General features: G+C 57.3%; 15 protein-coding genes. 6 read left to right on the top strand and 9 right to left on the bottom strand.

All coding sequences use genetic code 11. From position 1 onward, the window contains the following. Positions 1–24: 24 nt before the first annotated feature. From AAF463_RS09030 to AAF463_RS09055, 6 genes are all read right to left on the bottom strand, one after another. Positions 25–780: an ABC transporter ATP-binding protein gene (locus AAF463_RS09030; RefSeq protein ID WP_350261984.1), complete on the bottom strand. Its 756-nt coding sequence runs from the start codon at positions 778–780 to the stop codon at positions 25–27. Between the two features lie 18 nt (positions 781–798). After that, a complete protein-coding gene (locus tag AAF463_RS09035; protein WP_101764468.1) occupies positions 799–1,665 on the bottom strand; it encodes an ABC transporter ATP-binding protein in 867 nt (288 codons plus the stop codon). Further along, positions 1,637–2,542, bottom strand: coding sequence for an ABC transporter permease (locus AAF463_RS09040; RefSeq protein WP_101764467.1), 906 nt, complete (start codon positions 2,540–2,542; stop codon positions 1,637–1,639). The genes AAF463_RS09035 and AAF463_RS09040 overlap by 29 nt, the downstream gene beginning before the upstream one ends. Further along, entirely contained in the window at positions 2,539–3,564 is a 1,026-nt protein-coding gene (locus AAF463_RS09045; protein WP_064741146.1) for an ABC transporter permease, read from the bottom strand. Before AAF463_RS09045 ends, AAF463_RS09040 begins: the two co-directional genes overlap by 4 nt. Beyond that, positions 3,561–5,192: an ABC transporter substrate-binding protein gene (locus AAF463_RS09050; protein WP_350261899.1), complete on the bottom strand. Its 1,632-nt coding sequence runs from the start codon at positions 5,190–5,192 to the stop codon at positions 3,561–3,563. The genes AAF463_RS09045 and AAF463_RS09050 overlap by 4 nt, the downstream gene beginning before the upstream one ends. Positions 5,193–5,253: 61 nt before the next feature. Then, complete coding sequence (locus AAF463_RS09055) at positions 5,254–6,408, bottom strand: mandelate racemase family protein (RefSeq protein WP_350261901.1); 1,155 nt, start codon at positions 6,406–6,408, stop codon at positions 5,254–5,256. A 324-nt stretch (positions 6,409–6,732) separates the two neighbouring features. Here AAF463_RS09055 and AAF463_RS09060 point away from each other — a divergent pair, with 324 nt between their 5' ends. From AAF463_RS09060 to AAF463_RS09075, 4 genes are all read left to right on the top strand, one after another. Then, a complete protein-coding gene (locus AAF463_RS09060; RefSeq protein ID WP_192233767.1) occupies positions 6,733–7,848 on the top strand; it encodes an ABC transporter substrate-binding protein in 1,116 nt (371 codons plus the stop codon). 130 nt (positions 7,849–7,978) lie between these two features. Next, a complete protein-coding gene (locus AAF463_RS09065; RefSeq protein ID WP_101764462.1) occupies positions 7,979–8,401 on the top strand; it encodes a DUF2231 domain-containing protein in 423 nt (140 codons plus the stop codon). Then, positions 8,398–9,690, top strand: a complete 1,293-nt coding sequence (locus AAF463_RS09070) for a sorbosone dehydrogenase family protein (RefSeq protein WP_101764461.1) — start codon at positions 8,398–8,400, stop codon at positions 9,688–9,690. Before AAF463_RS09065 ends, AAF463_RS09070 begins: the two co-directional genes overlap by 4 nt. A 590-nt stretch (positions 9,691–10,280) precedes the next feature. Beyond that, positions 10,281–11,663 (top strand): M24 family metallopeptidase, encoded by a 1,383-nt coding sequence (locus tag AAF463_RS09075; RefSeq protein WP_350261902.1) that lies wholly within the window; start codon positions 10,281–10,283, stop codon positions 11,661–11,663. A gap of 158 nt (positions 11,664–11,821) precedes the next feature. Here the strand turns inward: AAF463_RS09075 and uxuR are convergent, their stop codons facing one another. From uxuR to uxuA, 3 genes are all read right to left on the bottom strand, one after another. Further along, positions 11,822–12,598 carry a Uxu operon transcriptional regulator gene (uxuR, locus tag AAF463_RS09080; protein ID WP_350261903.1) on the bottom strand — a complete coding sequence of 259 codons (777 nt, stop codon included), beginning with the start codon at positions 12,596–12,598 and terminating at the stop codon, positions 11,822–11,824. A gap of 121 nt (positions 12,599–12,719) precedes the next feature. Then, positions 12,720–14,138 (bottom strand): glucuronate isomerase, encoded by a 1,419-nt coding sequence (uxaC, locus tag AAF463_RS09085; protein ID WP_350261985.1) that lies wholly within the window; start codon positions 14,136–14,138, stop codon positions 12,720–12,722. Beyond that, positions 14,135–15,328 (bottom strand): mannonate dehydratase, encoded by a 1,194-nt coding sequence (gene uxuA / locus AAF463_RS09090; RefSeq protein ID WP_350261904.1) that lies wholly within the window; start codon positions 15,326–15,328, stop codon positions 14,135–14,137. The genes uxaC and uxuA overlap by 4 nt, the downstream gene beginning before the upstream one ends. A gap of 230 nt (positions 15,329–15,558) precedes the next feature. On the opposite strand from uxuA, the gene AAF463_RS09095 reads away from it, so the two are divergent. Both AAF463_RS09095 and AAF463_RS09100 read left to right on the top strand, forming a co-directional pair. Next, positions 15,559–16,860 carry an MFS transporter gene (locus AAF463_RS09095; protein ID WP_110866104.1) on the top strand — a complete coding sequence of 434 codons (1,302 nt, stop codon included), beginning with the start codon at positions 15,559–15,561 and terminating at the stop codon, positions 16,858–16,860. A 14-nt stretch (positions 16,861–16,874) separates the two neighbouring features. After that, positions 16,875–19,268, top strand: a complete 2,394-nt coding sequence (locus tag AAF463_RS09100; protein ID WP_101764455.1) for a glycoside hydrolase family 31 protein — start codon at positions 16,875–16,877, stop codon at positions 19,266–19,268. Positions 19,269–19,327: the final 59 nt, after the last annotated feature.

Genomic DNA, 19,327 nt, shown 5'->3' on the forward strand with positions numbered 1-19,327 from the left:
AAGTGGTCACCATGAATGGCGACCCTACGCTAAAATCCCTTTATCCTGCCGGCTCGCATCCACCAGCATCTGCGTATACGCCACCTGCGCGCGATTGTGCACCAGCGCATCGACATCCAGCGTCTCCAGCACTTTGCCGTGTTGCATCACCGCCACGCGATGGCACAGATGCGCCACCACGCCGAGATCGTGCGTCACTATCAAGTAGGTCAGCTTCTCCTGCTGCTGCAGATCACTAAGCAGATTGAGGATCTCCGCTTGCACCGAGACATCCAGTGCCGAGGTCGGTTCATCCAGTAGCAATACGCGCGGTTCGAGAATCAGCGCGCGGGCGATGGCAACGCGCTGGCGCTGACCGCCAGAAAGTTGGTGCGGATAGCGGGTTTGCCACGCGCGATTGAGGCCAACTTTCTCCAGCATGGCGATAACGCGCTGCTGACGCTGGCCGATGCCGTGAATCTGCAGCGGCTCCTCGAGAATATCGCCGATGGTATGGCGTGGATGCAGCGATCCGTACGGATCCTGAAACACCATCTGCACGCTGCGGCAGCGCTCGCGCGCGATGCGATGCGCCAGCGGCACGCCATCAATCGCCAGCTCGCCGTGCCAGTGGGTGAACAGCCCGGCGAGGCACTTCAGCACCGTTGTTTTGCCCGATCCGGATTCGCCAACCAGGCCAAAGATTTCACCTTGGCGAAGCGACAAATTGACGTCGAACAGCACCTGATTACGTCGCTCCTCCTCACCAAAACTGAGGTTGAGATTACTTACGCGGATCATCTCGTTCATCATTGCTCCTTAGGGTTGCAGCCAGCTGGCCTGACGTTGCAGCACCGGCAGACGGGCGCGACGCTGGTCCATATCGGGCAGCGCGGCGAGTAGGCCCTGCGTATAGGGATGCTGCGCCTGAGCGAGTTCGCTGGCCGCCAGCGACTCCACCACGCGCCCGGCATACATCACCAGCACGCGGTCACAGAAACGCCGCACCAGATTGATGTCGTGACTGATAAAAATCAGCCCCAGACCGCGCTGTTTCACTAAATCATCCAGCAGCGCCAGCACCTGCAAACGCACCGAAACATCCAGCGCCGAAGTGGGTTCATCGGCAATCAGCAGCTCAGGCTCGGTAATCAGCATCATGGCGATCATCACGCGCTGGCCCTGACCACCGGAAATTTCGTGCGGATAACATTGATAGATGCGGCCCGGATCGCGCACCTGCACCACGTCGAGCATCTCCATCGCCCGCTGCCGCGCAACCTCGCGCTGGCCGGGATGATGACTGCGCCAGGCTTCAGCAATCTGCTCACCCACGCGTACCACCGGATTCAGTGAATATTTCGGATCCTGCATAATCATGGAGATGCGCTTGCCGCGAATGGCGCGCATCTGCGCCGGCGTGGCACACAGCAGGTCCACGTCACCAAACTGCATGCGCTGCGCCGTGACCTGCGCGCTGCGCGGATGCAGTTGTAACAGCGCGCGGCCAACGGTGGATTTGCCGGAACCGGATTCACCCACAATCGCCAGTTTCTCCTTGCCCAACTGGAAGGAGATGCCGCGCACGGCGGGCGTCACCAGCCGGCCATTGACGAAATTGACCTGTAAATCCTGCACGTCGAGCAACGGTGCAGCGCTATTCGCTGCGGGGATCGAGGATGTCACGTAAGCCATCTCCTAAGAAGTTGAACGCTAAGCTGTTGATCAGAATCGCCAGACCTGGCACCGTCACCACCCACCAACACTCCAGCATGTATGTGCGGCCGCTGGCGATCATCGCGCCCCATTCCGGATCCGGCGGCTGCGCGCCCAAACCGAGAAAACCGAGTCCGGCAGCGGTGAGAATGATGCCCGCCATATTCATGGTGATGCGGATAATCACCGAAGGCAGGCACAGCGGCACAATGTGTTTCCACAAAATGCGCAGTGACGAGGCGCCCTGTAAGCGCACCGCGGAGACAAAGTCGGCCTGACGCAGCGACAGTGCTTCAGCGCGCGCCAGGCGGGCAATCGGCGGCCAGGCGGTGAGCGTAATGGCGATCACCACATGCTCCAGCCCCGGACCGAGCGCGGCGACAAACGCCAGCGCCAGCACCAGGCTAGGGAAGGAGATGAAGATGTCGGTGACGCGCATCAACACGCTATCCACTTTGCCGCCGAAGTAACCGGCGGTGACGCCGAGCAGCAAGCCCAGCGGACCCACGGTGATCGACACCAGCAGCACGATATACAGCGTGATGCGCGCGCCCCACACCAGACGGCTGAAAATGTCGCGGCCAAATTCATCGGTGCCAAACCAGTGCTGCGCGTTGGGCGGCGTCAGCGCGTTGTTGAGATCCTGAATCAGCGGATGGTAGGGCGCGATCCAGGGTGCGAACAGCGCCACCACCAGCAGCAGCAAAATGATGCCGCCGCCAATCGCGGTTAGCGGGTTGCGCGCCATTTGCCCGAGAAAATGGCCGATGCGCGCGCCGGTGCGGCGACAGCGCGCCAGCCGTTCGCGCGTCTGGCTGGCTAACGGCGTATCGAGAGAAATCGTCATACTTTGGTCCTCGGATCGAACACCTGATAGAGCAGGTCAGAGAGAAGATTGAGCAGCACGAATATCAGGCCGACCACCAGCACGCAGCCCATCACCGCATTCATATCGCCGAGCATCAAACTGCCGGTGAGATAGGACCCAAAACCGGGCCATGAGAACACGGTTTCAATCAGCACCGCGCCTTCCAGCAGCGAGCCGTACGCCAGCGCCACCACCGTCAGCAGCTGCACCAGAATATTGCGGAACGCGTGCTGCCAAATCACCTGCCATTCGCTGAGTCCTTTCACCCGCGCCGTCAAAATGAACTCCTGCGACAGCTGCGCCAGCATAAAGCTGCGCGTCATGCGGCTGATGTAAGCCAGCGAGTGAAAGCCGAGCAGGGAGGCGGGTAGAATCAGGTGATTGAGCGCATTGCTGAAGACCGTGAAGTTGCCCACCAGCAAGGCGTCGATCAGCAGAAAACCGGTGCGACGCGGCACAATGCCATCGAGACTGAAATCCACACGACCCGCGCCGCCAACCCAGCCGAGATGGGCATAAAACAGCAGCAGGCCAACCATGCCCACCCAGAAGATCGGCGTGGAGTAACCCGCCAGGCTGATGATGCGCACCAGATAGTCAATCACGCTGTTGCGGCGCGCGGCGGCCCACACGCCCAGCGGGACGCCGAGGCCGGTACCAATCACAATCGCCAGCGTCGCCAGTTCCACCGTGGCCGGGAAGACGCGCAGGATATCGTTGATCACCGGTTGTCCAGTAAGCAGCGCCAACCCAAGGTTGCCGTGCAGCAGGCCTTGCAGATAGATGCCAAACTGCACCCACAGCGGTTTATCGAAGCCGAGCTGGTGATAAACCTGCTGATAAGTATTGTGATCGGCATCCGGCCCGACAATCGCCAGCACCGGATCGAGCGGCATCACGCGACCAATAAAGAAGGTCAGCAGCAGCAGACCAAACAGCGTGATCGCCACCTGAACGGTGCGGCTACGCAGGCGTCGCCAGTGGCTTTTTGTCAGTTTCATTGCGCACCTCCCGCCAGGCTATCTGGCGTTTTCCATACGTCACGCAGGAAAGTGGTGGCCGACGGATGCGGCACATAATCCTGCACCCGATTATTCACCACCACCGAATCGGTCATTTGCGAGATCGGCATCAGCGCTGGGATCAGCTGGTCATAGCGCTGCTGGATAGCAAAGTAATCCTGCTGCTGCTGTTTCACATCGCGCTCCAATAGCGCTTTATCGATCATGCTGTTTAGCTGCGCGTCATAAAAACCGGTACGCCAGCCCTGAAAGTTGGTGAGACGCGCGCTGTCGGCGTTGTTGGGGTTGTACACCAGCGCGCGCAGGCTGGAGTGCGGATGCGGCTCCACGCCGCTGCCGCCGCGCCCGACCAGCAAATTGAACTGGCGATCGCGCATCGCTCCGTAAATCTGGTTGCCGGTGCCGGTAATGATTTTGGCGCGAATGCCGCCCTGCATCAGCGTGGACTGAATCGCGATGGCGACATTGAGGAACGGCTGATCGGCCAGCACGCGCAGCGTGGTATCAAACCCGTTGGGATAACCGGCGGCGGCCAGCAAGGCTTTGGCGCGCGGCACATCCAGCTTGTAGCCAGGATCGGGCAGCGTTGCCGGCATGCCGGCTTGAATTGGCCGCTGATGCAGCGTGCCGTAACCGGCCATCAGCGTTTTGTTAATCCCCTGATAATCCACCAGATAACGCAGCGCTTCGCGTACCTGCGGATGGGCGAAGTGATCGTCCTTCATGCTCATCGCCAGGTAATAAATCGTGCCTTTTTGTACCGCGTCGATGGTGAGATCGGGATCGTGGCGCAGCGCTTTTACATCGGGGATCGCCATGTTGCTGGCAATATCGAGATCGCCTTTCTCCATCATCAGACGCAAGGTTTGCGACTCCTGCAGATGACGGAACACCACACGCGTCAGCTTCGGCGCACCGCGCCAGTAGTGGGCATCGCGGCTGATGCGCAGCACATCTTTGGCCTGCCACACATCCAGGCGGAACGGTCCGGAACCCGCTTCGTGGGTGGTGAGCCAGCGATTGCCCCAGTCGTTATTCACCGCCTGCGCCTGCACGGTTTTGCTGTCGAGTACCACCATGCTGCCGAGCGCCGCCAGCGAATAGAGCACCAGCTTGGGATCGTTAGGCTTGGGCAGGCGAATCACTACCGTGTGCGCATCCGGCGCGCTGATCATCTGATCCACGTTCTCTTTGCTGAAGCCGTAAGATTTCCATACCGAGGCCTGTGCCAGATTCAGGTGCAGCACGCGACGCATCGACCAGATTACATCGGCGCTGCTCAACGGATTGCCGGAGTGGAAGGTGACATTGTCACGCAGATGAAAGGTGAGTTGACGATTGTCGGGGCTGATCTCCCAGCGCTCCGCCAGCGCCGGGCGCACGTTGGTGAGCTGTTGCGGATCTAACTCGACTAAACCGTCATAGAGATTGACGACAATGCCGACCACTTCGTTGCCGGTCATGGCGGCGGGATCGAGCGTGAGCAGGTTATTCATGTTCATGCCCACAATCAGCTGGTCGTCTGGCGTGGCCGCCAGCAACGATGGGCTACAGGTGAGCAGCAGCAGCGCGGCGCACCACGCTCTGCAGGGGTTCATCAGGTTCATAAGCAAAGTCCAGCAGGTCAGAGGTTTATCGTTTTTATGCCGTACTGCTTGTGTTGGGCGCTTACCAGCGATTTAGCGTGTGTGTCTCAATCCACACGAAATTGATGTCCTCCCCAAGTCCGGGACGCGTTGGCAGATGGACAAAACCCTCTGCGTCCATGGGATCGACCAGCGCGTTGAGATAGGCCGGCGGCTGTTCGTAATCGAGGAACGGATGCAGCAGACCGCGTTCGTACCAGCGGCAGTTGCGGATAGCGCCGACCACCGCGATGCTGGCGGCACCGTTGCCGTGTACTTCGCAATCCATACCAAAGGCTTCGGCCAGGCTGGCGACCTTCATGGTGGCGGAGATGCCGCCGACGCCGTTAGCGCCAGCGCGTAGAATGTCGCAGGCACCGGCGCGCACCCAATCGGCGCGGCTGTGGTGTTTGCCGCCGAGACTTTCCGGGCCGAGCACGTCAATGCTGAGGTTTTCCGCCAGCCACGCGTACGACGCCATGCTTTCCTCTTCCATCGGCTCTTCGAACCAGGCGAAATCGAGTTTTTCCAGCGCTTTGCCGATGGTGAGCGCCTCGCTGCGGCTGTACCAGTGATAGCCGTCGAGCATCAGGGCGATGTCCGGGCCGACCGCTTCGCGCACCGCGGCGCAGGCTTTGATGTCCATTTGGGTGCTGGGCGCGAACGACACCGGCGGCATCCAGGTGTGCAGTTTGATGGCCTGATAACCGCGCGCGACAAGTTTTTCGGCAAACTGCGCGTATTCATCGGGCGTGGATAAACCGCCTTCCAGCTCATCGCCGCACATGGTGCTGCCGTAAGCAGGAATTTTCTCGCGATAACCGCCAAGCAGTTTGTGGACCGGTTGTTTGAGCTTGCGACCAATCAAATCCCACAGCGCCTGTTCCACTGCCGATAACGCGCGTTCGGTGAGCTGATGGGCGCTACCGCGCTGCCAGTGCACCAGATCCTGCCACAGACGCTCGCGATCAAAGGCATTTTGCCCAATCAGCACTTTGCGGAAGAAGGCATTAACCACGTGCGGACGAATCACTTCGGCGGGGGCAAACGCGTAGCCGCAATCGCCATCTTCGCTGGCGATGGTTAGCAGCGCCATTTGCGCATCGGTCTCTGCGCCGGGATGCGAATGTCCGGCGCTGTCAGAGACGCGTCGCGTGGGGTAGCTAAACAGGGTGACATCAATGGCACTGATCTTCACGGTAACTCCTCCTTCAACTCAGTGGCTTGCCCAAACCAGGCATTAACATAAAAAATAAAACATCGTTTCATTTTGTAATTTAGCGTTCACATTTTGTTTACGCATTAGCCAAAGCGCGGGATAGCGTGGCGATTAATTGGGCATTTGCCCGGTGCGCTGTGAGGTTTTTCACGAATGACGGGCGTTTTGTGAGCGAATGCACAGCGGGAAAAAGCGCAGGGAATGTAAAAAAATGTGTATCCAGGGCTTTTCATTTCCTGTCTGCCAGGTAATAGTGACGCCGCGAAATTTAAATAATAATCATTATCATTCTAGGTGTATTAAATGAAATCATGGCTGATAGCACTGGGATTACTGGCGGTGGCGGGGCACGCTGCGGCGAAAACCATTACCGATGTGGCTGGACGACAGGTCGAGGTCAAGGAGGAGTCTAAACGCATCATTCTCGGCGAAGGGCGTCAGATGTATTTGCTGGCGGCGTTTGACACCGCTGCGCCGTTCCAGCGCGTGGTGGGCTGGCGTGACGATTTCCATAAAGCCGACTACGACGGCTATATGGCGTATGAAAAGAAATATCCGCAGATCAAAAAGCTGCCGACCTTTGGTGGCGCGAAAGATGGCACCTTTAACGTCGAACAGGCGCTGACGCTGAAGCCCGATTTGGTGCTGATGAACCTCGAATCCAAAGCCGCGACCGACGAAGGCAAGCTGATCGAGAAGTTACAAGCGGTGGGCGTGCCGGTGGTGTTTATCGACTTCCGCGAGAAGCCGATGGAACATGCTGAGCAAAGCATCCGAATCATGGGCGAGCTGGTTAACAATCCACAGCGCGCCGAAGAGATCGTGGCGTTCCGCCGTGCGCAAATCGAAAAGGTGACCGATCGCCTGAAAAACTTTAACGGCACGCGCCCGAAAGTGATGATTGATCGTGCTGGCGGCTACAGCGACGAGTGCTGCATGTCGTTTGGTAACGAGAACTTTGGTCAGATGGTAGAACTGGCGGGCGGCAGCAACATCGCCAAAGCGTTGATTCCAGGCACGTTCGGCACACTCAATCCCGAGCAGATCATCGCCAGCCGTCCCGATGTGGTGGTGGTGACAGGCGCGAACTGGAAAAACTACAACACCGTGGGTAAATGGGTTGGCGTGGGGCCCGGTGCGGATGTGAAAGAAGCGACGGCGCGTTTACGCCTGCTAATGATGCGTGATGCCTTCAAAACACTGCCAGTGGCGCACAACGGTAACGCGCATGCCATCTGGCATCAGTTCTACGACAGCCCGTATCAGTTTGTCGCGATTCAGGCGCTGGCGAAGTGGCTACATCCTGAACTGTTTGCCGATCTCGATCCGGACGCCACGTTCCGTGAGTTCCACGAAAAGTTTCTGCCTTTGCCGTATCAACCGGGTTATTGGGTTAGCCTGCCGGCAGATAAGTCTTAAGTTAGAGTGTGTTAGATAAGTGTTAAACGTTACTGTTTATCTTTACTAATATTTCACAGGTGGCTGCACGTTGTTTTATAAAAGCGAAACGCGTGCACCATCTGACAATAATACGGTAAGGGAGAGAGTAATGTTTCATACCTCAGGAAGATCGGTGTTCGGTGTGACGTTGTATACGCTGCTGGAACCGTTGCCGCTGGGCTTTTTTGTCGCCGCCTGGTTTTTCGATATCCTCTATTTGCAAACCTTCGTCATCATGTGGACCAAATCCGCTAGTTGGCTGATCACTATCGGTCTGGTGCTGGCCATCCTGCCACGTTTAATCAGTTTGGTTTATTTATTCCGTGGCGCGCGGCCGACCGAGAAAACCCATTTCTGGCTTTCGCTGCTGGCGATCGTGCTGGCGGTGGTGAACGCCTTTATTCACAGTCGTGATGCTTACGCGGTGGTGCCACTGGGCATCACGCTGTCGACGCTGGTGGTGGCGCTGCTGCTGATCGCTAACGTGCAGCTGGTGTTGCGCGAACGTCGCACGCAAGGAGGTCGCGTATGAAACACTTACTCAGTGCGGTAGCCATCGCGATGCTGCTCAGCGCCTGTGACGACGGGGCGCTGATCGATCCTCAAAAGCAAATCGGTGCGAATCCTGAACTGCCGCAGGCGCAGAACTTCTTTATGCCGCCGATGCAGGTGCCGGAAGGCACGCCGTGGAAAGCCGGTGAAATGCCGAAAGTGGCGGATGGGTTAAAGATCGAAAAGATCGCCGACAATCTGCAGCATCCGCGTCAGGTGCTGGTGCTGCCGAACAATGATGTGCTAGTGGCGGAATCCAATGGCACACCGAAACCGACCACCGCACCGAAGCAGCTGATTATGGGCATTGTGCAGAAAGCGTCTGGCAAGGGCGGCGAGGGCGGTAATCGCATTACCTTGCTGCGTAATGTTAACGGCAAATGGGAGCAACATCGCTTTATCGACAACCTGACGGCGCCGTTTGGTATGCAGCTGGTGGGCAACACGCTGTATGTGGCGAACGCCGATAGCCTGGTGAAATTCCCGTATGAAACCGGGCAAACCGAGATCCGCACCCCGCCGGTGGAAGTGACCGAGCTGCCGGGCGGGCCGATTAATCATCACTGGACCAAATCGCTGCTCGCCAGCCCCGACGGCAGCAAGCTGTACGTTGGCGTAGGTTCGAACAGTAACGTGACGGAAAACGGCATTGGCGAGGAGTATCGCCGTGCGGCGGTGCTGGAAGTGGATGCGGCCAGCGGTGCCAGCCGGATTTATGCCAGCGGCCTGCGCAATCCAACCGGATTGCAGTGGGAGCCGCAGAGCGGCAAGCTGTGGGCGATTGTGAATGAACGCGACGAGATCGGTTCTGATTTAGTGCCGGATTACATGACGTCGGTGCAGGACAAAGGCTTTTACGGCTGGCCGTACAGCTATTATGGCCAGCACGTGGATGAGCGCGCGCAGCCGCAGAGGCCGGATCTGGTAGAGAAGGCGATTAAACCGGATTACGCCCTGAGTTCGCACGTCGCACCACTCGGTCTGTTGTTCTACGGCGCGGATAATATGCCGCAGTATCGCGGCGGGGCGTTTATCAGCGAACACGGCAGCTGGAACCGTACGCCGCTCAACGGCTATCAGGTGGTGTGGGTGAAATTCGAGAATGGGAAACCGGTGGGACAACCACAGCCGGTGGTGACTGGTTTCCTCACCGACGATCAGAAGCAGGTGCGCGGCTTGCCGGTTGGTTTAGCCACCGATCGGCAGGGCGGCGTATTAATTGCCGATGATGCGGGAAATACCATTTGGCGTATCAGTTCCGCCAGATAATTAATCGCAGGTAATAAAAAAGGATTTGGCATTAAGCCAAATCCTTTTTTTTATGTTCGCTAAACGGCTGGTAACCGCGCCGCGAACGGGGTGCTCAGCACTCCTCACAACAGCGATAATAAAATGTGCGGCGAGATATTTCAAGTTTTGCCATAATACTGTATGGTTATACAGGTGTTGAGTGACGAGCGAAGCCTCATTGTTTTTCTGATGACTCCAGGGGCGCGGATAGTTAAATCCCGGCAGGTTTCAGGTGGTGCTGGCCTGTGGCTTTTACAATGAGAGCCGCTCAGCACTCCTCACAATTGTGCTTAGGCGGTCGGCGGGTGGAGTCAAAGCCCCGGCAGCTGAAAGGCGCGCTCCTCTCAGAGGAGAAGGAAAGTGATGGAACTTGTTCGATTGCTGCTGGACATCGTCCGCATCATTCTTCAAATCATCGTTGCCCTTTTGCAACTGACCGGTCAGGCACACTGACTGGAACTTGAGACAAGGCGGAGCTCACCCCTCCGCCTTTTTTCGCGTGGATCAAAATCCGCTGCGCTAAAAACGCGACTATTCTCATCTCATTCTGTAATGCGAGGAAGTGCATCATGGCAATCACGTTCGGGCCGATTACCGCGCCGATGACGTTCAGCGACGTTGAACCGGTTTTTCTCACCGATGATACGCTTGTGCAGCGCAAGAACGCGCTGCTGGCGGGCATGCAGCGCGAGGGTTTTGACTGGCTGGTGATCTATGCCGACAAGGAACACGGCGGCAATTTCGAATATTTGAGCGGATTTATCCCGCGTTTCGAAGAGGGATTGCTGCTGCTGAATCACTCCGGAGCTTGCACGCTGGTGCTGGGCAACGAAAACCTGAAAATGGCGCGCTTTTCACGCACAGCGGCCGCGCTGCTGCACACGCCGTACTTCTCGCTTCCCAATCAGCCCATGGACAATGAAGTGCCGCTGGAAAGCCTCTTCAAAGATGCTGGCTTAGCGAACGGCCATAAAGTCGGGCTGGTGGGCTGGAAGATGTTTACGCCCGCCGCCGGCAATGGGCGTGCGATGTTTGATCTGCCGTACTTTATTGTCGATGCCATTCAGCACACGCTAAACGATGACGCCATGTTAGAAAATGCCATCCACTTGTTTATTGGCGATAATGGCGCGCGCACCACCTGCAATGCCAATGAAATCGCCCATTACGAATATGGCGCAAACCTCGCGTCAAAGTGCATGCTGGACGCGCTGAATGCCATCGAGGTGGGCGTGCGTGAAACAGAATTGGGCGCGTTACTGCACGCCGAAGGGCAATGCAACACGGTGGTGACTATTGCCGCCACCGGCAACCGTTTCGACAAAGCGAACCTCTATCCCACCGACAAAAAAGTGCAGCGCGGCGATCCGCTCTCGCTAACCACCGCCTTCAAAGGCGGACTCTCCAGCCGCAGCGGCTTCGTCATTGCCGATCAAAGCGAGCTGCCGCCAGGCCAGCAAGATTATCTGGAGCGCATCGCCAAACCCTATTTCTCAGCCGTGGTGGCCTGGCTGGAAAACATTCGCTGCGGCATGAGCGGTGGCGAGCTGTATCAGCTTATCGAGCAGGTTTTGCCGAAGGCCCGTTTTGGCTGGCACCTCAATCCGGGACATCTGGTGGCGGACGAAGAGTGGATGTCGTCGCCGATTTATCATCAGTCCACCGAATTGCTTAAGAGCGGCATGATGCTGCAAATTGACATCATCCCGTCGGTGCCGGGCTACAACGGTGCCAGCGCCGAAGAGTGCGTGGTGCTGGCCGATGCGGCGCTGCAAAGCGACATCCGTACTGATTATCCGGAGCTGTGGCAGCGCATCGAAACCCGCCGCCGTTATCTGCGGGAAACCATCGGCATTCAGCTCAGCGATGAAATTTTGCCGCTGTCGAATAGCGTGGCGTATTTAAGGCCGTTCTTTTTAGCAAAGGATCAGGCGTTAAGCGTGGTGAGTTGATGTCGTGAGGTCGCCCTGAATGGCGTAATGCCGATCAGTCAAGCGCCGTACCGAATCAGCGCACCTTCCGTAGCGGCGCGATTTAGCACGCAATGAATTGCGCCGCTTCAATGTGTGCTCTCGGTAATTAGCCTTACAAGGTAAGTCGTTAACGCACATTATTTTGGCGGATTATGGGTGGCGTACAGCGGCCAGGATTCAAACAGATAACCATCGAAATCAATATCATCAACGTCTGAGAACTCCAGCAGCCGTTGTTTCACGTTTTCCAGATGTTGCCACATCGCCAGCTTGGCGGCGCGCGCGTCTTTTTTGATCAGCGTCGCGAGGATTTTTTTGTGATCGTCGAGCCACTGTTTGCGGTAATCGTTGTTGACCAGATGGCGATGCAGTTGGCTCCACATCACGTTATCCTCGCGCCACTGCCAGGATTGCTTAAACAGCTCAACCAGCATGCTGTTATGGGTGGCTTCGGCAATCGCCAGATGGAAATTGCGATCGCCGTTTTCACTTTGGTTGACCGAACCCGACGCCAGCTCTTTCTCTTCCAGCTCCAGCGCCTGGCGCATCTTCATAATGTCTTCACGCGTCGCCTGCAGCGCGGCGAACTCGGCAATATTGCTCTCCAGCAGCTGACGCGCCTGCAACATCTCGAACGGTCCGGCATCGTTGCTGGCTTTGTGAAGCGAAACAGGTTGCTGCGGCGAATCGTGAATCACATAGATGCCCGCACCGCGACGTACCTCAATTAATCCTTCCAGCTCCAGCATAATCAGCGCTTCACGCACCAGCGTACGCGTCACATTCAATAGCGCGGCGAGTTCGCGCTCCGGCGGCAGCCGTTCGCCCACCGCATACTGCTTCTGCGTGATCATCTGGCGGAGCATTTCCCCGACTTCCTGATAAGGGCGCTGTGCTGAAGTTTGAGTTTTCATCGTGCTCTTTTCTGTGTGTTAAAGGATTCACAATCTCTGATACAGCCTCACTCAGAGACGCGCACTATAGCATAGCGAATAAGAATCGGCCTGGTCACGGCGCGCAGTGACCAGGCCACCATCACTGGGCTTTCAGCGCGAAATAGCGTTCGGCATTGTTAAAGCAGATGTCGCGCAGCATGTTGCCGAGCATCGGCTCATCGTGCGGCACAATGCCGTCTTTTACCCACTGCGCCAGCAGATTGCACAGAATACGGCGGAAGTATTCGTGGCGCGTGTAGGAGAGGAAGCTGCGTGAATTGGTCAGCATACCGACAAACTGGCTGAGCAAGCCGATTTGCGACAGTTGCTCCAGTTGACGCAGCATGCCGTCGCGCTGATCGTTGAACCACCAACCGGAACCGAACTGCACCTTGCCGGCAACGCCCGCGCCCTTGAAGTTGCCCGCCATAGTAGCCAGCACTTCGTTATCGCGCGGATTGAGGCAATAGAGAATGGTTTTCGGCAGCTGATCGTTGAGGTCCATCGCATCCAGCAGGCGCGCCAGCGGCCAGGCAATATTGTTATCGCCAATCGAATCAAACCCGCTGTCTGGCCCGAGCTGGCGGAACATGCGCGTGCTGTTATTACGGATCGCGCCGATGTGCAGCTGCATTACCCAGCCGCGTCGCGCATATTCGCTGCCGAGCCACACCAACACTGCGCTGCTGAACTGGGCGATTTCCAATTCATCCAGCGCATCGCCACGGCGACGTTTCGCCAAAATCGTATCGAGCACGCGGTCGTCCGGCACCGGCGCAAAGCGCAGGGTTTCAATACCGTGGTCTGAGGCGCGACAACCGTGGGCGGAGAAGTGGTCAAGGCGTCGTAACAGCGCGCGGCGTAGCGCCTCGAAGCTGTCGATGGCGACATCGGCGGCGGCTTCCAGACGAGCAAGATAGTCGACAAAACCCTCCAGCTCGATTTTGAAGACCTTGTCCGGACGCCAGCTCGGCGCAACGTCAATATCAAAGCTGCGGTCATCGGCGATTTGACGGTGATAGTGCAGTGAATCAACCGGATCGTCGGTGGTGCCGACCATGCGCACCTTCATCTGGTGCATGATGCCGCGCGCGGAAAATTCCGGCGTCGCCAGCTGTTCCGCACAGCGCTGCCAGATCGCAGGCGCGGTGTCCGGGCCAAACAGCGTATCGGTGATGCCAAACGGGCGCCGCAGTTCAAGGTGCGTCCAGTGATAGAGCGGGTTACCGAGGGTTTTTGGCACCGTTTGCGCCCAGGCGAGATACTTGTCGTAGTCGCTGGTGTTCTTGCCGGTAATCAACGACTCATCGACGCCCGCGGCGCGCAGCGCGCGCCATTTGTAGTGATCGCCTTCCAGCCAGATTTGGCCGAGGTTGGCGAAGCGACGATCTTCAGCAATCTCCTGAGGATTGAGGTGACAGTGATAATCGTAGATTGGCATATCCGCAGCGAAGTCGTGGTACAAGCGCCGCGCGATGTCGCTCTGCAGCAGAAAATCTTCATCCATAAAGCGCATTATTGGGCTTCCTGAGCAAAATAGGCGCGGTGGATCGCCAGTTCGACGCCGCGAATTTCAGCCAATCCTTTCAGGCGACCAATCGCCGAGTAGCCGGGATTGGTTTTCTTCTTCAGGTCATCCAGCATCTGGTGGCCGTGGTCGGGACGCATTGGAATCAAATCTTCCTCCCCCGCGGCTTTACGTCGCTGCTCCTCTTCGGCAATCGCCTTGATCACCGCAAACATATCGACATCGCCACCCAAATGCGCGGCTTCGTGGAAGCTGTTGGGGTTCTCTTCCCGCTTGGTGGAGCGCAGATGCGCGAAGTAGATGCGTGGGCCGAAGCGCTTGACCATGCCGGCTAAATCATTCTGTGCCAGCACGCCGTACGAGCCGGTACACATGGTGAAACCGTTGGCGGGGCTGCTGACGGTATCGATCATCCATTGCAGATCGTCGGCGTTGGAAACGATGCGCGGTAAGCCGAGAATTGGGCGTGGCGGATCGTCCGGATGTACCGCCATGCGTACGCCCACCTCTTCCGCAACCGCGACAATGGCGCGCAGGAAGGTGGCAAAATTCTCACGCAGCTCGGCTTTACCGATACCTTCATAACGCGCCAGCTGGGCGCGGAATTGGTCCAGCGTGTAGCCTTCTTCCGCACCCGGCAAACCGGCGATGATGTTGCGCATCAGGCGGTTACGGTGCTCTTCACTCATCGTTGCAAAGCGTTTATCAGCCTCGGCGATCTCTTGCGCACTGTAATCCTGCTCCGCGCCGGGACGCTGCAGAATGTGCAGTTCAAACACCGCGAACTCAATTTGATCAAAACGCAGGGCTTTCGCGCCATCCGGCAGCAGATATTCGAGATCGGTGCGCGTCCAGTCGAGGATCGGCATGAAGTTGTAGCACACGGTTTTAATGCCGCACTGCGCCAGGTTGCGCAGCGACTGCTGATAATTGCTGATCCAGTGCTGGCAGCGGCCGCTGCCGGTTTTAATCTCTTCATGAATCGGCACGCTCTCCACCACCGACCACACCAAACCAGCGGCTTCCACCAGCGCCTTGCGCTGCATAATTTCGTCGACTGACCACACTTCGCCGTTAGGGATGTGGTGCAGTGCGGTGACAATGCCGGTTGCGCCCGCCTGGCGCGCATCGGCCAGAGAGACAGGATCGTTGGGGCCGTACCATCGCCAGGTCTGCTTCATGTTGTTACCTCACTCACTATTGGTTGACCAATATTCTTTATTAGCGCGCTACATCAGATAATAACTACGCGATTCCGGATTAAAACTCTGCTCTTTACGGGGTTAAGTCAACCTGGTAAGTGATTTTGGTTAACCAGATCACATTTGCGACATCAATCTGGCGACCACTTTTCGCAACTGTGGTTCACTCCTGGCGGATGGTTAGAAATGACTCACTAACGGAGAATCAGATGAACCGCAGTTTAAACCCAGGGATAACCGCCGCAGGCACCAAACGCACCTTGCGCAATCTGCGCTGGTGGGTATTGGTGCTGTTCTTAGCAGGCGTCACGGTCAACTACATCACCCGTAACTCGTTGGGCTTGCTGGCACCGGAGCTCAAAACCAGCCTCAACATCACCACCGAACAATATTCCTGGATCGTCGGCGCCTTCCAGCTGGCGTATACCTTCTTTCAACCCATTTGCGGCTGGCTGATCGACGTTATTGGCCTGAAAGTCGGCTTCCTGATCTGCGCCACCATTTGGGCCGTCGCCTGTTTGTTCCACGCTGGCGCGGCCAGTTGGGTGCATCTGGCTATCCTGCGTTTTGTCATGGGCGGTGCAGAAGCAGCAGCCACGCCCGCTAACGCCAAAGTGATTGGCGAATGGTTCCCGAAAAAAGAGCGTCCTATCGCCGCCGGATGGGCGGGGGTGGGCTTTTCGCTTGGCGCGATGCTGGCACCGCCGATTATCTACTTTGCGCACGCTTCCTTTGGCTGGCAGGGCGCGTTCCTGTTCACCGGCTGCCTGGCGTTGGGTTGGGTGGTGCTGTGGTGGTTGTTCTATCGCGATCCGGAGCAGCATCCCAATCTGCAGGCCTCGGAACTGGAATTTATTCGTCAGGATAATGAACCGCCAGCAGTGAAACTGCCGTTCTTTACCGCGCTGAAAACCGTGTCGAAAAACAAACGTTTTTACGGCATCGCCATTCCCGCCTTTATGGCTGAACCTGCCTGGGGCGTGCTGAGCTTCTGGGTGCCGCTCTATCTGGCGAAAGAGCTGGGTATGGATCTGAAGCAGATTGCTATGTTCGCCTGGCTGCCGTTCCTCGCCGCCGATTTAGGCAGCGCGGCCAGCGGCTATCTGACGCGGCTCTACACCAAAATCTTTGGTTTTACTCAGGTTAATTCCGTGGTGGCGAGTTCGGTGACGGGCGCTTTCCTGATGCTGTCGCTGGCGCTGGTGGCGGTCACTAAAGATCCTTACGTAGCGATTGCGCTGATCTCGATTGGTGGTTTCGGCCATCAGATCATCTCCTGCATGCTGAGCGCGCTGGTGGTGGAGAAGTTTGATAAAGGCCAGATGGCCACCGTCAACGGCATGCGCGGCTCGTTCGCCTGGATCTCCAGCTTCCTGTTCTCACTGCTGATCGGCGTTACCGCCGACACCATTGGCTTTAATCCGCTGTTTGTCGCCATGGGCTTCTTCGACCTGATTGGCGCCGTATTCCTGATTGCTTTTATTGCTGAACGTCGCGCCCAGCGCGCATGAAAAAGTAGGTAACGATGAAAACGTTAAAAAATTGGTCATTAGCCGGTTCCGATGCACACCACGTGGCGTTAAACGTCGACGGCAAACACACGCTGTGTCTGTATGTGCTGGAAACGGGCATGTTCCGCGTGGCGATTAAACGTCATGGCGCATACAGCCTCGATCGCACCTGGAGCATCGCGCCACAAAGTGATGTGCCGTGGGAAGGGCGTCAGCGTGACAGCCTGGCCGGATTCACCTTGCCATCGTTCACGCTGGAAGAAGAGGGCGACACGCTGGTGGTGGCCACCGATAAGCTGCGGGTGATCGTCCATCAACCGCTGGCGCTGGAGTGGCAATATTGCGACAGCCACGGCGCATGGCAGCTGCTGACCTGCGACCGCCCAACCAGCGCTTATCAAATCAACGCGCACGGCGATGGCGTGGCGCACTATCAGTGCCGCATGAATGACGATCGCTATTATGGTCTGGGCGAGAAAACCGGCGATTTGCAGCGTAATGGCCAGCGCTATGAGATGCGTAACCTTGATGCGATGGGCTACAACGCGGCCTCCACCGATCCGCTGTACAAGCATGTGCCTTTTACCATCACCCGTCGTACCGATGTTAGCTTTGGTCTCTATTACGATAACCTCAGCAGCAGCTGGTTTGATCTGGGTAATGAACTCGATAACTATCACCAACCGTATCGCCGCTGGCAGGCGGAAAGCGGTGATATCGACTATTACCTGTTTGTTGGTGACAAGGTGCTGGATGTCACCAAAGCCTTCGTGCGTCTCACAGGTAAAACGCTGTTCGGCCCGAAATGGAGCCTCGGCTACAGCGGTTCAACCATGCATTACACCGATGCGCCGGATGCACAACATCAGCTGATGAACTTCATTCGTCTCTGCGAAGAGCACGATATTCCGTGCGATTCATTCCAGCTCTCGTCCGGCTACACCTCGATTAACAACAAGCGCTACGTGTTCAACTGGAACTACGACAAAGTGCCGCAGCCGGAGGTGATGAGCCAGGCGTTTCACGACGCCGGCTTGCGCCTCGCCGCTAATATCAAACCGTGCCTGTTGCAGGATCATCCGCGTTATAACGAAGTGGCGGAACAAGGGCTGTTTATCCGCGACTCGGAAGAGGATGCGCCTGAGCGTTCGGTGTTCTGGGATGACGAAGGTTCACATCTCGATTTCACCCATCCGCAAGCCGTCGCCTGGTGGCAGGAAAACGTCACCAAACAGCTGCTGGAAAAGGGCATCGATTCCACCTGGAACGATAATAACGAATATGAAGTGTGGGACGGCGAAGCGCGTTGCCACGGTTTCGGCACGCCAATTGCCATCAAACACATTCGCCCGGTGATGCCGCTGCTGATGATGCGCGCCTCGATGGAAGCGCAACAGCGCTTCGCGCCGGAAAAACGTCCTTTCCTGATTTCCCGTTCGGGTTGCGCCGGGATGCAGCGCTATGTGCAAACCTGGAGCGGCGATAACCGCACCAACTGGACCACGTTGCGTTACAACATCCGCATGGGATTGGGTATGAGCCTGTCCGGTTTGTACAACGTGGGACACGACGTCGGTGGCTTCTCCGGCGATAAACCAGATGCAGAACTGTTTGTGCGCTGGGTACAAAACGGCGTGATGCATCCGCGTTTCACCATTCACTCGTGGAATGACGATCACACCGTCAATGAACCCTGGATGTATCCGGCGGCTACGCCTGCGATCCGCGCCGCGATTGAACTGCGTTATCGTCTGCTGCCTTACCTCTATACGTTACTGTGGCAGGCGCATGCTGACGATGAACCGATGCTGCGTCCGACTTTCCTCGATCATGAACAGGATGCGCAGACGTTCGCCGAGTGCGATGAGTTTATGCTGGGCCGCGATCTGCTGGTGGCCAGCGTGGTCGAACCCGGCCAGCGCGAGCGTCGTCTGTGGCTGCCCGACAACCAAACTGGCTGGTATGACTTCGCTACCCAGCAATGGTTCAGCGGCGGTCAATGGATCACGCTGGCGGCTCCGCTGGAAACCCAGCCGATGCTGGTGCGTGCCGGAGCGGGCTTACCGCTCAGCGAGCGCCTGCGTCATGTTGACACTAAAACTGACGATCGCCGCACCTTGCAGCTGTTCCCGCTGAAAGGCAAAGGGGTTAGCCACGGTATGCTGTTTGAGGATGATGGCGAAAGCTGGGGTTATCAGCAGGGCAATGCGCTGTGGCTCAACTGGAAAATGCGGAGCGATGCTGAGGCGATTCACCTCAACTTCCAGCGTAAAGGCAGCTTCCAGCCAGCCTGGCAGACGCTGAAGATTATGCTGCCGCCGGGTGAACAGCGTCAGCTGTTTATTGATGGCGTAGCGGTGGATAAGGCGCAGGCAGAAGCGGTGTTAGCGGATATTGCTGCGGAGTAATCGGTCGCCCTGAATGGCGGCACTACATCGATGTTGTATTCGTAGGGTGCGCATTCATG

The organism is Pantoea sp. BJ2, from assembly GCF_040255075.1.
Classification (GTDB): Bacteria; Pseudomonadota; Gammaproteobacteria; order Enterobacterales; family Enterobacteriaceae; genus Pantoea; species Pantoea leporis.